Origin of the sequence: Streptomyces sp. NPDC092370 (genome assembly GCF_044755265.1) — a bacterium.
Lineage (GTDB): Bacteria > Actinomycetota > Actinomycetes > Streptomycetales > Streptomycetaceae > Streptomyces.
Genome location: NZ_JBIVQO010000010.1, coordinates 169,930 through 184,157, shown reverse-complemented (window position 1 = coordinate 184,157; position 14,228 = coordinate 169,930). Strand labels below are relative to the sequence as shown.

Genomic DNA, 14,228 nt, shown 5'->3' with positions numbered 1-14,228 from the left:
CTCAGGCCTGTGCGTGGGCGCCGCCCCTGCCCTTCGTCTTCGGCAGGGCGAGCTTGATCTCCTCCCGCAGCTCCTGGATCTTCGGGGAACCGGAGTACTCGGCGGTGAGCCGGTACATCTGGCGCAGCCGGTCCCACGTGCGGTGAGAGGAGTTGGATCCCATCGACACCAGGGCCAGCCGCGCGTACCGGTCCGCCTGTTCGGGGTCGTCGGCGATGAAGCAGGCCGACGCCATCGACAGGTAGTCGAAGATCTTCGACCGCTGCCGTCCGTCGACCCGCAGGGCGAGGGCCTTCTCCGCGTAGTGCTGGGCATGCGCGGCCGCACCCGGCTCGAACTCGGCGAGCGTGCGATAGGCCAGGGCCTGCATGCCGTACAGGTCCTCCTCCTTGAAGGTCTGCATCCAGGCCGGCGGTGGCACGTCGGCCTTGTCGGAGACGAACAGGTCCTCCGCCCGCCCGAGCGTGCGGCGCATGGCCTGTCCCTTGCCCATGGAGGCCTGTGCCCAGGCCTCGATGGTGTAGAGCATCGCCCGGGTGCGGGGCAGCACTTCGTCACCGGAACCGGACGTGGCGAGCTTCATCAGGTCCAGGGCGTCGTCGGGCCGGCCCAGGTGCACCATCTGGCGGGCCGCACGGGACAGTGCCTCACCCGCGCGGGGCCGGTCCCCGCCCTCTCGGGCCGCGTGCGCGGCGATGACGAAGTACTTCTGGGCCGTGGGCTCCAGGCCGACGTCGTGCGACATCCAGCCCGCGAGGACGGCGAGGTTGGCGGCGACGCCCCACAGGCGCCGCTGGAGGTGGGGTGGGTGACGGTAGGCGAGCATGCCGCCCACCTCGTTGAGCTGGCCCACCACGGCCTTGCGCTGGAGCCCGCCGCCGCGGGCCGCGTCCCAGGCGCGGAACACCTCGACCGAGCGCTCCAGTTCCTCGATCTCCTGCGACCCGATGGGGGCGGCCTCGTAACGGTCGAACCCGGCGGGGTCGGCGTGCAGGGGGTGGTCGAGGTCGGGGGCGTCGACAGCCAGGGAAGGGTCGGTGTGCAGCCAGTCGTACATGGCGCTGCTGAGTGCGGATCCCGCGGCGAGCGCGGCGCCCGCGCCCACCAAGCCGCGTCGGTTGAGCATGAGGTCCATTCCCGTGAATTCGGTGAGGACCGCGGCGGTCCGCTCGGGCGCCCACGGCACACCGTCGGGAGCATCGGCGCTCCCGCCGCCCTGCCGTTTCCCCGCACGCCCGTGCCGGACCAGACCGAGGTCCTCGATGGTCACGACACGGCCGAGACGCTCGGTGAACAGAGCCGCCAGCACCCGCGGAACCGGATCGCGCGGGATCTCTCCCGTGTCGATCCAACGCCGCACCCGGGAGGTGTCGGTCGACAGCTGGGGATGGCCCATGGCCGCCGCCTGCCGGTTGACCAGCCTCGCGAGTTCGCCCTTGGACCAGCCGGCCAGGCCGAACAGGTCCGCGAGCCGGGTGTTGGGTTGTCCGCTCACGTCAAGCCCCCAGGTTCTCGGCTGAGTTGACAGTAGCCCGGGGAGACTTGCCGGGCGACTATTCGCCAGGGTTCGCCAGGGTGCGCCAGATGGTGTGCCACCGGCCATCCGGTGTCAGGTAGGAACGCGCCACCCCGACCCGGTCGCCGCAGGGGCACTCCCCAGGGTCCTCCCGGGCTTCCGGGCCGGGTGGTGCGCTGTCGTCGCAGGCACACGAAGGGATCTGTTTCGCCCATGTACGCAGCATCGTCCTCCGTGTCCGCACCGCCCCGGCCGCTGCACCCCCGTCCCACGGACAGCGGCCCCTACCTCGCCCCCGCGCGGCCGGCGGCCCCCGTGCTCGGTGCGGGCAGGGTTCGGCGCGGCGCGGTCACCGGCACGCAACCGCTCAGCGGGAGACTCGACTTGTCCGGCCCCCAGGGCGCGCAGCTGCGCACGGCGATCGCGTCCGTGCACCGCATCTGCCCGGAGTTCGCACCGGTGCAGGTCCTGCGCCGCAACGGACGGTCCGTGCTCCTGGTCGGCACGACCGGCCGCAGCACGGCCGTCGCCAAGTGTTTACTGGACCACTCCCCCGCCTGGTCCGAGCGGATCCGCCACGAGATAGCGGCGTACCGCTCGTTCGTCCGGCACCGCCCTCCCGTGCGGGCGCCGAGGCTGATCGCGGCGGACCCGGACAACTGCACCCTGGTGATCGAACGAATGCCGGGCCGGGTGGCTGCACTCCAGCGGCACCCGGCGGAGGCGCCGCCCCGGGCGGACATCAGAGCGGCCCTCGGCGCGATCTGCCGGCTCAACGCCTGGCGGCCCCCGGCGGGCACGTTCGACGCCCCGCTCGACTACGCGGCCCGGATCTCCCGGTACCACGAGCTCGGCCTGCTCACCGACCGTGACCTGGGTGACCTGCAGAAACTGCTGCACGGCATCGCGCAGGCGAGCGGGCGGCAGGGCATGGGCCAGTTCTGCCACGGCGACGCACTGCTGTCGAACATCCTCCTGTCACCGGCCGGTCCAGTGCTGGTGGACTGGGAGCACGCGGGCTGGTACCTGCCGGGCTACGACCTGGCGACGCTGTGGTCGGTGCTCGGGGACGCACCGGTCGCTCGTCGGCAGATCAGCCAGATCGCCCAGTCGGCGGGGCCGGCGTCCAGGGACGCCTTCCTGGTGAACCTGATGCTGGTGCTGACGCGTGAGATCCATACCTACGAGATGGCCGTGCAGCGTTCGATGCACGACCCGACCCCGGCGGCACCGGGCACGGCCCACCCGGGTGCTGCGCCGTCCGGCGAGGAGCAGAGGCTGCTGCTGCGGCGGCTGCACGACGACTGCCAGTTGGCCCGGCGCGCCGTGCGCGCGGCGGTCGGCACTCGCTGACGGGGACGAAAGGGCCGCTGTCCACCTGCCCAGGTGTACAGCGGCCCTTTCGTGTGCGTCGGTGCGGCTCAGCCCTGCTGGAAGAGTTCCGCGGGCAGCGGCTTGAGGAGCGCGTAGAGGTCGTCCGTGATGGGGCGGTCCCAGGCGGCGATGGTCACCAGGACGTTGTCGCTGCGGTCGAACTGCACGCAGGAGATGCGGCTCTCGGAGAGTTTGACGCGGCGCACGATCAGGAGGTTGTCGCCCTGCATCACCGGCACGTCCTCGGTGCTGACGACGGTGACCTCCTCGTCGTTCTCCAGTGCCAGCAGCAGTTGCGCGACCTCGAAGGGGACCTGCCCGTCGGGGACCTCACGGGCCGGGGAGCCCTCCGGCAGATTGCCGATGATCATCGCGGGGCCGCGACCGCCGAACAGGTCGTAGCGCAGAAAGACGCCCTGGCAGGTGCCGTCGGGCGCGGGCAGGAGGCCCGCACCGAGGTTGCCGGGCCAGTCGCCCGGGTCCATGGCCAGTACGTCGAAGTCGGGCCCGGCGGGAGTGGCGCTGCGGCGGCGGAGGAACGACATGTCGCCCATGGTACGTGCCCCGGCCTGCTGAGTGCGGGCCGGGCAGCGGACAGGACGGGCCGGTTGTCACCCTGTGCCATGGGGGAGGGTGGCGGCCGGCCGGGCGGCACCGGGCGGCCGGGCCCGCGTCCTGCGGCCAGTGCGGGACCGGCACCGTGCGGGTGCGGGCGGCCACCTCGTTCAGCTGCCGCACCGCTTCTCGCCGGGGCCTCAGGCGGGGCGCGTCCGCGGGGCTCGGCTCGCCGGGGAGCATGGCCCGGGCGAAGAGCGCGCGGGCGGCGGACCGTGGCTCGCGGACGGCGGTGAGCCGCGCGTCGTCGGCGGTGAACCGCGCGTCGTCGGCAGTGAACCCGGCGCCGCCGTCACCGTCGGCGGGCGCCGGTCCGGCTGCGAGGCCCTCGCGGTGATCGTCGGCCCGGCGGGGAGCGGTGCCCGGCGGGACGTCGGGGTGGGCCCGGCGGGACGTCGGGGTGGGCCCGGACCCACGCCGTCAGGCCTGCCGCTCGGTGAGGTCGTCGGCGACACCGCCGGTGCCGTCGTTGGGGAGGGTGAGGGCCAAGTCGAGGGCGAGCCGGGCGTCCCCGCTGATCGGTTCCCGGATGCGGCTCATGACAGGCCCGGCCGTATCCATTACGGCGGGATCAGTCCTCCGGGTGCGACGGCGGCACCACGGCGACGGGGCTCGCGGCGTGCAGCAGTACGGCATGGGTGACCGAGCCCATCATGCGGACGGGTGACAGCAGCCGCCTCCGGTGGCGGCCCACGACGGCGAGGTCGGCGTCCCGGGAGGCCGCGACGAGGTGGCCCGCCGCGTCGCCCGCCGCCGGGATCAGCTCGACCGGGACGTCCGGGTGCCGCTCCCGGTAGGGGGCGAGGAAGCCGTCGGCGAGGACCCGGGTCTCGTCCTCGATGACCTCCTGGTCGACGACCGGCGGGGGCATCTCCCCGGGCATCATCCAGGGCTGGGCGGGCCACGGGTAGGCGGCGACCGCCTGGAGCCGGGCGCCGCGCCGGGCGGCCTCGGCGAAGGCGAACTCGAGTGTGGCCCCGTCGGGGCCGTCCACCTTCAGCCCGACGACCACCCGCCGGCCGGGACCGCCCGGCGCCTCGCCGTGGACCTCCCGTCCGGGCCGGGGCACCACGACGACGGGGCACTCGGCGTCGCGGGCGGCGGCCATGCTGTTCGAGCCGAGCACCAGACTGGCGAACCCGCCGCGCCCACGGGAGCCGAGCACCAGCAACTGGGCGGTGGCACCCAGTTCCGGCAGGACCGCGCCGGCCGCGCCCTCCAGGCCGACGTACTCGGTGTCCGGCAGGTCGGTGCGGCCCTCCAGACGGTTGCGGACCTGGTCCAGGACGGAATCGTCCTGCGCGTCCGCCGGCCCGGCCGTCAGGACGTCGGGCTGCGCCCAGTGGGCGTACTGGCGCACATGCGCCACGCGCAGAGGCGCCCCGCGTCTGCGCGCGGCGTCGACCGCCCACTCCAGGGCGCGCAGGCTGTCGTCCGAACCGTCGACCGCCGCGACGACAGGCAGGGTGCTCATGGGGTCCTCACCTCCGGGATTCGACCGTCCCCTCCCGGGTGCCAGCCTGACTCAGGCGTCGGCTGCGGGAAGTGCCTCCGGTCGCGTGTCCGGAAATGCGGGCGCAACACCCCCGGATCGGCCGTCGGATCCCGGTCGTCCGGAACGGTTCGCCCCGACCGTCAGGTGAGGTCGAACTCCCCCTCCCGCGCTCCCGACACGAACGCGCCCCACTCGGCGGGCGTGAAGATCAGCGAAGGGCTCTCCGGGCTCGCGCTGTTCCGCATGGCGATGAAGCCCTCCACGAAGGCGATCTGGACATCCCCCCGCCCTCGGCTGCTGGACTGCCACTGTGCGTTGGTGAGGTCCAGCTCCGGCTTGTCCCAGCCCGTGAGCGGGCGCTGCTGGGTGGTGGTCTCGGCCACGTCCGTGCTCCTCCCGGTTCGTCGTCCGCGGCCAGCCTAGCGATCGCGTCCCACGGCCAACAGAGCACGTGAGGGGGACCTTTCAGGAGTCCGGGGGACGGTCTCCCACGAGCCACATGGAGAAGAACTGCGATCCGCCGCCGTAGGCGTGCCCGAGGACCCTGCGGGCTCCCTCCACCTGGTGTTCTCCGGCCTGTCCGCGCACCTGGAGCGCCGCTTCCGCGAAGCGGATCATGCCGGAGGCGCCGATGGGATTGGCGGACAGGACGCCGCCCGACATGTTGACGGGCAGGTCCCCGTCGAGTTCCGTCACACCCGCCTCGGTGAGTTTCCAGCCCTCGCCCTCACCGGCGAAGCCGAGGTTCTCCAGCCACATGGGCTCGTACCAGGAGAAGGGCACGTAGATCTCGGCGCCGTCGATCTCGCGGCGGGGGTCGGTGATCCCGGCCTGCCGGTAGACGTCGGCCGCGCAGTCCTGCCCGGCCTGCGGGGAGACGAAGTCCTTGCCGGCGAAGAGCGTCGGTTCGCTGCGCATCGCGCCGCCGAGCATCCAGGCGGGCGGTCGCGGTGCCCGGGCGGCTCCGGCGCGGTCGGTGAGGATCATGGCGCAGGCGCCGTCGGAGGAGGGGCAGGTCTCCGAGTAGCGGACCGGGTCCCACAGCATGGGTGACGCCATGACCTTGTCGAGGGTGATGTCGTGCTCGTGCAGGTGGGCGTAGGGGTTCTTGAGCGCGTTGCGGCGGTCCTTGTAGGCGACGAGGGCGCCGATCGTCTCGGGAGCTCCGCTGCGGCGCATGTAGGCGCGGATGTGCGGGGCGAAGAACCCGCCCGCCCCGGCCAGCAGGGGCTGCTGGAAGGGGATCGGCAGGGACAGGCCCCACATGGCGTTCGACTCGGACTGCTTTTCGAAGGCGAGGGTGAGGACCGTGCCGTGGACGCGGGCCGCGACGAGGTTCGCGGCGACCAGCGCGGTGGATCCGCCGACGGAGCCGGCGGTGTGCACGCGGAGCATGGGTTTGCCGACGGCGCCGAGGGCGTCGGCGAGGTAGAGCTCCGGCATCATGACGCCCTCGAAGAAGTCGGGCGCCTTGCCGATCACGACGGCGTCGATGTCGGCCCACGTCAACGCGGCGTCCTCCAGGGCGCGGGAGGCGGCTTCGCGGACCAGTCCGGCGATCGAGACCTCCCGGCGGGCCGCGACGTGCCTGGTCTGGCCGATGCCGACGACGGCCACGGGCTCCTTGCTCATCGGGATTCCCCTTCGAGGACGGCGACCAGGTTCTGCTGGAGGCAGGGGCCGGACGTGGCGTGGGCGAGGGCGCGGCCGGACGCGCCGCGGTGGATGCGGGCGGCGGCCTCTCCGATGCGGATGAGGCCGGCGGCCATGATCGGATTGGCGGCGAGGGCCCCGCCGGAGGGGTTCACCTCCACCTCGTCGCCGAGCCGGAGGGCCTTGCGCAGGACGATCTCCTGCGCGGTGAAGGGCGCGTGCAGTTCGGCGGTGTCGACGGGTCGTTCGAAGGCTCCGGCCCGCTCGGCGGCCAGTCGGGTGGACGGTGAGTCGGTCAGGTCGCGCACTCCGAGGGCATGGGCCTCGATACGGTGGTCGATGCCGCGGATCCAGGCGGGACGTGCGCACTGCGCACGGGCCCGGTCGCCCGCGGCGAGGATCACGGCGGCGGCCCCGTCCCCGACGGGCGGGCAGTCGCCGGTGCGCAGGGGCTGTACGAGGTAGTCGCCCTGTGGCACGGGGCCGCGCAGTTGTGCGTGGGGGTTGGCGATCGCCGCTTCACGGTTGCGTGCGGCCACGGCGGCGAGGGCGGGCTCGTCGGTGTCGCCGGCGTCGATGAGGGCTTGCGCCTGGAGGGCGGCGAGCGCCACGGAGTCGGGCCACAGGGGGGCCACGTAGTAGGGGTCGAGCTGGCGGGTCAGGACGTCGCGGACCGAGCCGGGCGAGGACTTGCCGTACGCGTAGACCAGGGCGGTGTCGGCCTCACCGCTGAGGAGTTTGGTCCAGGCCTCGTACAGGGCCCACGCACCGTCCATCTCGACGTGCGACTCGGAGATCGGGGGCCAGGCGCCGACGCCGTCGAGGGCGAGGGTGAAGGAGAAGGCACGGCCGGCGAGGTAGTCGCTGGAGCCGGAGCAGGTGAAGTCGATGTCGGCGGTCTTCAGGCCGGTTTGGCCGAGGACCTCGTGCAGCACCGGCATCAGCATCTCCACCTCGGAGAGCTCGTCGCTGGTGCGCCGGTGGCCGGTCTGGGCGAAGGCGACGACGGCGATCTCGCGGTCCCGCGGTGCGCTCGTCACAGCAGCTCCTTGTAGGTGTCGTAGTCCGCGTCGGGTTCGCCCGTGGGCCGGTAGTGGTCGGGGTAGCGGGCGCCCTCCGTCCACACGGGTTCGACGCGCAGCCCCATGCGGACCTCGTCGTACGGGATGCCGCCGATCCGGCCGTGCAGCGCGAGGTCGGCGCCGTCGAGGGCGATGTGGGCGTAGACGTACGGCACGTCGATGTCGAGGTTCTTCGCTTTGATGTTGACGATGCAGTACGTGGTCACCGTGCCGCGGGGGCCCACCTCGACCTGCTCGGAGGTGGCGAGCCCGCAGGTCGGGCAGGCACCCCTCGGGGGGACGTACACCTTGCGGCAGGCCGGGCAGCGTTCGCCGACGGTCCGGCGGCCGGAAAGGGCGTTGATGTAGGCGGTCTGGGCGCGGCCGGGCGAGTAGGTGTAGTCGAGGCGGGCGGCGGCGACGATGCCGGTGACGGGGTCGCCGAACTCGCCGGTGTGTCCCGTCGGTTCGGCCCGATGGCCGGAGTGGGGCTCGAAGCAGGCGATGTCCGTGACGGCGCCGGTGCGTTCCGCCGCCCAGCGGACGCGGACGCGCATGCCGGTGTGCACGGCGGCGGGCCCAGGGGCGTCGAGGGCGTGCAGGAGGGCGGTGTCGGCGCCGTCGAGGCGGACCAGGACCCAGGCGAAGGGCGTGGCCAGGGGCTGGCCGCGGCGCGGGGCGGGGTTCCAGGCCCAGGTGGTGACCGTGCCGGTCGGGGCGACCTCGACGAGCTCGCGGAGTTCCTCGGCGGTGACGGGGTCGTACTCGACGGGCGGAACGAGGACGCGGCCGTCGCCGGTGCGGACGCCGAGGACGACGCCTTCGCGCAGGCCGGTCAGGAAGGCGCTCTGGACGGGGCCGAGCGAGCGGGTGAAGGGGAACTCGACGACGAGGGGCGCTTTGAGGACTTCGGGCATGCCGGAGGGCTCCTTCGGTCGGGCGCGCACGGTCAGGCGCGCTTGTAGACGGGCGGTCGCTTCTCCGCGAAGGCTCGGGCGCCCTCTTTGGCGTCGGCGGTGTCGAAGACCGGCCAGCCGCGGGTGAGTTCCGCGGCGAGGCCGTCCGGCTCCGTCATGTCGGCCGTCTCGTACACCGAGGCCTTGACGGCTTCCACGGCCAGCGGGCCGCAGGAGTTGATCTGCCCGGCGATCCGAAGCGCCTTGTCGAGTGCGGTGCCGTCGGGGACGACGTGGCCGATCAGGCCGATGGCGGCGGCTTCGGGGGCGCTGTAGGAGCGGCCGGTGAGGAGCATCTCCAGGGCATGGGTGCGCGGGATCTGGCGTTGCAGCCGGACCGTGGAGCCACCGATGGGGAACAGGCCGCGCCTGACCTCGAACAGGCCGAAGGTGGCGGACTCGCCGGCGACGCGGATGTCGGTGCCCTGGAGCATCTCGGTGCCGCCCGCGACGCAGTACCCCTCGACGGCGGCGATCACCGGCTTGCGTGGGCGGTGGTGGCGCAGCATCGCCTTCCAGTGCAGGTCGGGGTCGGCCTTGAGCCGGTCGCGGTACTCCTCTCCGGCCATGCCGTCGCCGGCGAGGGCCTTGAGGTCCATGCCGGAGCAGAAGGAGCCGCCCGCGCCGGTGAGGACGATCGAGCGGACCGAGTCGTCCGCGTCGGCCTCCAGCCACCCGTCGTGCAGGCCGACGAGCATCGGCAGTGAGAGCGCGTTCTTGGCTTCCGGCCTGTTGAGCGTGAGCACCAGTGTGGCGCCTTCACGCTGCACGGTGAGGTGTTCCGTCCCGCCCATGGCGAACTCCCCTCTCATGGAACGAGAACAGGTTGCAGTAGGGCGGGAAGCACTTCAAGGGTTTTCTGACAGACAGTCAGATTCTTTCGCGCGGGCCCTTCACAGTTGGACCGCCCTTTGCTCTGATGACCGGCGAACCGTCCGATGCCAGGCACGCCCGGGGTCAGGAGGAGCGGTGGAGTACAACCTTGCGGACCTGTTCGAGTCGGTCGTCGACGTCGTCCCCGACCGTGAGGCGCTGGTGTACGCCGACCATCCCGGCACGGGCGCGGAGCGCCGACTGACATACGCGGAGCTGGACGCGGCCGCCAACCGCGTCGGCCACCACCTGCTCGACAGCGGTGTACGCCCCGGTGAGCACCTCGGGCTCCACCTTTACAACGGTGTGGAGTACCTGCAGACGGTACTGGGCTGCCTGAAGGCGCGGATCGTCCCGGTTAACGTCAACTACCGCTATGTGCAAGATGAGTTGGTGTACCTGTACCGGGACGCCGACCTGGTCGCGCTGGTCTTCGAGGCGGAGTTCACGGACCGGGTGGCGGCGGCTCGCCCCCGGGTGGAGAAGCTGCGGCATCTGATCCGGGTGGGTGCTCCCGCGCCGGGCGCCGCCGCGGTGCCCTGTGTGGAGTTCGCGCAGGTGGAGGCCGCGGGGTCGTCCGAGCGCGGTTTCCCCGCCCGCTCGGCCGACGATCAGTTCATCATCTACACCGGCGGCACGACGGGGATGCCCAAGGGTGTGATGTGGCGACAGGAGGACCTGTTCTTCGCGGGCCTCGGCGGGGGCGCGCCGACCGGGGAGCCGGTGAAGAAGCCGGAGGAGCTCGCCGAGCGGGTCGCGGCCGGCGGTGCGGGGCTCACCTTCTTCCCCACGGCCCCGCTGATGCACGGCACCTCCACCCTCACGGCCTTCATCGCCTTCCACTTCGGGCAGCGGGTCGTGATCCACCGCAAGTTCGTGCCCGAGGAGGTACTGCGGACCGTGGAGAAGGAGAAGGTCAGCAGCATCTCGCTGGTGGGCGACGCGATGCTGCGGCCGCTGATCGACGCGCTGAGCGGTCCGCTGCGGCACATCGACCGCTCGTCGCTGTTCAGTGTCTCGTCGTCCGGCGCGATCATGTCGGACACGGTGCGCCGGCAGTTCCAGGAGCTGGTGCCGAACGCCATGCTGCTGAACAACTTCGGCTCCTCGGAGTCGGGCTTCAACGGGACGGCGACCGAGGATTCGGGACCGGAGCGGGGCTTCCGGGTTCGGGTCAACGCCCGCACGCAGGTGGTGGATCCGGCCACGTACGAGCCGGTGGCAGCCGGGGAGGTGGGCCGGATCGCCCAGTGCGGACATGTGCCGCTCGGCTACTACAACGACCCGGTCAAGACCGCCGGGACCTTCTTCGAGAGGGACGGCGAGCGGTGGGTGCTACTCGGCGACATGGCCACCGTCGACGAGGAGGGCGTGGTCACCGTCCTGGGCCGGGGCTCGCAGTGCATCAACACCGGCGGCGAGAAGGTCTATCCGGAGGAGGTCGAGCAGGCCCTCAAGTCACACCCGGACATCTACGACGCGCTGGTGGCGGGGGTACCGGACCCCCGGTGGGGTCACCATGTGGCAGCGGTGGTGCAGTTGCGCCCGGGCGCGCCGCGGCCCTCGCTGCGGGACGTACAGGCCCATTGCCGTGACCGGCTCGCCGGATACAAGATCCCGCGCCAACTGGTGATCACCGACTCGATTCGGAGGTCGCCGAGCGGCAAGGCCGACTACCGGTGGGCGCGTGAGGTCGCGGTGACGGCTGACCGGTGATTCTCCGGCCGGCACGTTGAACCTAAGGTGACGTGCGGACGTACTGGTGATGGCAGGCTCGCTCACCCGAGTCCTGTTCGCATGCCGGCAAGACCGCACGGAAGGACCACCGGGTGTCGCTCTTCACTCGCTCCCGTCAGCTTTCGGACACGACCGAGGGCAGGGCGGAACCGGATGACGACACCGCAACGGCGAACCCGGAGGACCGCACAGCAACGGCGAACCCGGAGGACGGCACCGCCGCGGACATTCCGGAGGACGACAGCGCCACGGCCGATCCAAAGGACGACACCGCCGCGGACGGCCCGCAGAGCGCTCCCCCGGCACAGGAGCCCCCTTCCGGACAGCCGCCGGAGGCGACGCCGTCCGGCGCGGCGAAGCCCGGCTGGTTCGGCTGGCGGCGCCACTACCCGCGTACGGCACGCGGGGTCTCCATCGGGACGACCGTTTCGGCCGGTGCGCTCGTGCTGTTCGCGCTGCTCATGCCGAACCGGATCGAGCGCCTCGAGTTCCCCTCGTTCGTCCGCATCCCCGCCGAGGGGGTGCTGCTCGCCGGGCTGCTGCTCGCACTGCCGCCGAAGCCCCGGCGGATCACGGCGGTCGTCACAGGCGTGTTCCTGGGGCTCGTCACGGTCCTGAAGTTCGTCGATATGGGCTTCTACCAGATTCTGGCCCGGCCGTTCGACCTGGTGCTGGACTGGATCCTGGTCGAGAACGCGACGGACTTCCTCCGGGAGACGTTCGGCCGGACCGGACAGGTGCTGGCCGTGACCGGGGTGATCGTCCTGTTCGTGGCGCTGCTCGTCCTCACCACGCTCGCGGTGGTGCGGCTGACGAACCTGATGACCCGGCACCGGCCTGCCGCCGGCCGCACGGTGCTGATGCTCGGCACGGCCTGGATCACCTGCATGACCCTGGGCGTGCAGATCGGCACCGTGCCGATCGCCACCAAGGGCACTGCCGAGTTCATCGGCAACCGTGTGGACGCGGTGCGGGCGGGACTTCAGGACGCCCGGATCTTCGACAAGCAGGCCGCTGTGGACGCCTTCGCGAAGACACCGCCCGACCAGTTGCTCACGGGACTGCGCGGCAAGGACGTCCTGTTCACGTTCATCGAGAGCTACGGCCGGGTCGCGATCGACGACCCGGCGATGGCGCGGCAGACCGACGCCGTCCTCAAGGAGGGCACCGGCAGGCTGAAGGCGGCCGGGTTCGAGTCGCGCAGCGGCTGGCTGCGGTCGCCGGTGACGGGCGCGGGCAGTTGGCTCGCCCACTCGACCTTCCTGTCCGGGCTGTGGATCAAGAACCAGCAGCGGTACCGGAGTCTGACCACGAGCGATCGCATGACGCTGACGAAATACTTCGGGAAGTCGGGTGCCTGGCGCACCGTCGGCATCGTGCCCGGTGTGCGGCGCGCCTGGCCGGAGGGCAAGTTCTTCGGCCTGGACCACATCTACGACTCCGAGAACCTCGGCTATCACGGCCCCTACTTCAGCTGGACGCCCGTCCCCGACCAGTTCAGCATGGAGGCCTTCCAGCGCCTGGAGCACGGCAAGAAGGACCGTGAGCCGATCATGGCGGAGATCATCCTGGCCTCCAGCCACAACCCCTGGTCCCCCATCGCCCGGATGATCGACTGGGACGACCTCGGCGACGGCTCGGTGTTCCACCGGATCAAGAAGGAGGGGACCGACCCCGCGGAGGTCTGGAAGGACCCGGAGAAGGTCCGCACCGAGTACCGGCGCGCCATCGAGTACTCGCTCCGCAGTCTGACCGAGTGGGTCGAGCGCTACGGCGACGAGGACACGGTGGTGGTCTTCCTCGGTGACCACCAGCCGGTGCCGACCGTCACCGCCGGGGACACCGGCAAGGACGTGCCGGTGACGATCGTGGCCCACGACAAGAGGGTCCTGGACCGGGTCGCCGGCTGGGGCTGGACGGACGGCCTCAAGCCGGCCGGGGACGCGCCCCGGTGGGGCATGGACCAGTTCCGCGACCGCTTCATGACGGCGTACGGTCCGCAGGGCTGAGGAACTCCTCCACGACGGCGAAAGGCCACTGTGCCGACGGCGGCGGGGCGTACCGCACGGGTCAGGAGAAGAAGGCGGCCACGCGCCGCGCGAACCACTCCGGGTCGTCGAGCCAGGGGTAGTGTCCCGCGCCCGGCTGCACCGCGAACTCGGCTGCCCGGAAGACGTCGGCGCTCCGGCGGGCCAGGGACGGGGCCGGGCCGCCGTCGACTCCCCCGGCCAGGACCAGAACGGGGGCTGTCAGCCGGGCGAGGGCACTTAGTGTCGCCTCCGGATCGTAGGCGCCGTCGGCACTGAAGGCATCCGCCGCGTCGTCGTTGGTCTCGGTCTCCTCGCGGTCGGCGTGGCCGCGCGTGATGTCGTCCCAGCGCCCGTAGAAGAACGGGAGGAACACCGGGTCGAATTCACCCGTGCCGCCCAGCCAGGCCTCGAACGCGGGGAACGCGTCCGCGAACCAGGGTTCCGACGCCCGCTGCCGCGCCGCCGCCAGCCGATCCCCCGCCGTCGCCGGCCACCCCATGGCCCACGGAATGGCGGTGACCAGCGCCAGCCGTCCCACCCGCTGCGGGAACCGGGCCGCGTAGAGCAGGGCGAGGCTCCCGCCCGCCGAGTGTGCGAGCAGGTCCATCCGTTCCAGGCCCAAGTGGAGCCGCAACGCCTCGACGTCCTCCACGAGCCGGTCGCATCGGTACGTCGCGGGATCCGCCGGCACCTCGGACTCCCCCGTGCCGCGCAGGTCGAGCAGCACCAACTGCCGGTGGGCGTCCAGTCCGCCCAGGTTCCCCAGGTAGGCGGAGGCCCGCATGGGGCCGCCGGGCAGCACGATCAGCGGCTCGCCCCGGCCGCGCGGGTGGAAGGTGAGTCGGGTCCCGTCCGGGGCGCTGAAGATCGGCATGGCCTCGATCCTGGTGCCGGGTGCCGGTCCGGCACAACCGGCTT

General features: G+C 72.0%; 12 protein-coding genes. 3 read left to right on the top strand and 9 right to left on the bottom strand.

The features are described 5' to 3' along the window. Position 1 precedes the first annotated feature (1 nt). Positions 2–1,495 (bottom strand): hypothetical protein, encoded by a 1,494-nt coding sequence (locus ACIQHQ_RS27660; RefSeq protein ID WP_402616487.1) that lies wholly within the window; start codon positions 1,493–1,495, stop codon positions 2–4. A 234-nt stretch (positions 1,496–1,729) separates the two neighbouring features. Here ACIQHQ_RS27660 and ACIQHQ_RS27655 point away from each other — a divergent pair, with 234 nt between their 5' ends. Continuing rightward, the gene (locus ACIQHQ_RS27655; RefSeq protein ID WP_402616484.1) at positions 1,730–2,869 is read left to right on the top strand and encodes an aminoglycoside phosphotransferase family protein; all 1,140 of its coding nucleotides are present in this window, start codon (positions 1,730–1,732) and stop codon (positions 2,867–2,869) included. Between the two features lie 68 nt (positions 2,870–2,937). Here ACIQHQ_RS27655 and ACIQHQ_RS27650 read toward each other — a convergent pair whose 3' ends face one another. The 7 genes from ACIQHQ_RS27650 to ACIQHQ_RS27620 all read right to left on the bottom strand — a co-directional run bounded on the left by ACIQHQ_RS27650 (position 2,938) and on the right by ACIQHQ_RS27620 (position 9,464). After that, positions 2,938–3,435 (bottom strand): hypothetical protein, encoded by a 498-nt coding sequence (locus ACIQHQ_RS27650; RefSeq protein ID WP_402616481.1) that lies wholly within the window; start codon positions 3,433–3,435, stop codon positions 2,938–2,940. Positions 3,436–4,076: 641 nt separating this feature from the next. Beyond that, complete coding sequence (locus ACIQHQ_RS27645; protein ID WP_402616478.1) at positions 4,077–4,979, bottom strand: universal stress protein; 903 nt, start codon at positions 4,977–4,979, stop codon at positions 4,077–4,079. A 161-nt stretch (positions 4,980–5,140) separates the two neighbouring features. Then, positions 5,141–5,383 carry a DUF397 domain-containing protein gene (locus ACIQHQ_RS27640; RefSeq protein ID WP_402616475.1) on the bottom strand — a complete coding sequence of 81 codons (243 nt, stop codon included), beginning with the start codon at positions 5,381–5,383 and terminating at the stop codon, positions 5,141–5,143. Between the two features lie 82 nt (positions 5,384–5,465). Further along, a complete protein-coding gene (locus ACIQHQ_RS27635; protein WP_402616472.1) occupies positions 5,466–6,632 on the bottom strand; it encodes a thiolase domain-containing protein in 1,167 nt (388 codons plus the stop codon). Next, complete coding sequence (locus ACIQHQ_RS27630) at positions 6,629–7,693, bottom strand: thiolase domain-containing protein (protein WP_402616469.1); 1,065 nt, start codon at positions 7,691–7,693, stop codon at positions 6,629–6,631. The genes ACIQHQ_RS27635 and ACIQHQ_RS27630 overlap by 4 nt, the downstream gene beginning before the upstream one ends. Beyond that, positions 7,690–8,631 (bottom strand): Zn-ribbon domain-containing OB-fold protein, encoded by a 942-nt coding sequence (locus ACIQHQ_RS27625; RefSeq protein WP_402616466.1) that lies wholly within the window; start codon positions 8,629–8,631, stop codon positions 7,690–7,692. Before ACIQHQ_RS27625 ends, ACIQHQ_RS27630 begins: the two co-directional genes overlap by 4 nt. Positions 8,632–8,663: 32 nt before the next feature. Then, on the bottom strand, positions 8,664–9,464 hold the full coding sequence (locus ACIQHQ_RS27620; RefSeq protein ID WP_402616464.1) for a crotonase/enoyl-CoA hydratase family protein: 801 nt from the start codon (positions 9,462–9,464) through the stop codon (positions 8,664–8,666). A 175-nt stretch (positions 9,465–9,639) separates the two neighbouring features. Here ACIQHQ_RS27620 and ACIQHQ_RS27615 point away from each other — a divergent pair, with 175 nt between their 5' ends. Together ACIQHQ_RS27615 and ACIQHQ_RS27610 are read left to right on the top strand one after the other, a co-directional pair. Then, positions 9,640–11,259, top strand: coding sequence for an acyl-CoA synthetase (locus tag ACIQHQ_RS27615; RefSeq protein WP_402616461.1), 1,620 nt, complete (start codon positions 9,640–9,642; stop codon positions 11,257–11,259). 113 nt (positions 11,260–11,372) lie between these two features. Further along, on the top strand, positions 11,373–13,289 hold the full coding sequence (locus tag ACIQHQ_RS27610) for a sulfatase (RefSeq protein WP_402616458.1): 1,917 nt from the start codon (positions 11,373–11,375) through the stop codon (positions 13,287–13,289). Positions 13,290–13,350: 61 nt separating this feature from the next. Here the strand turns inward: ACIQHQ_RS27610 and ACIQHQ_RS27605 are convergent, their stop codons facing one another. Further along, positions 13,351–14,184 carry an alpha/beta fold hydrolase gene (locus ACIQHQ_RS27605; protein ID WP_402616455.1) on the bottom strand — a complete coding sequence of 278 codons (834 nt, stop codon included), beginning with the start codon at positions 14,182–14,184 and terminating at the stop codon, positions 13,351–13,353. Between the last annotated feature and the right edge of the window lie 44 nt (positions 14,185–14,228).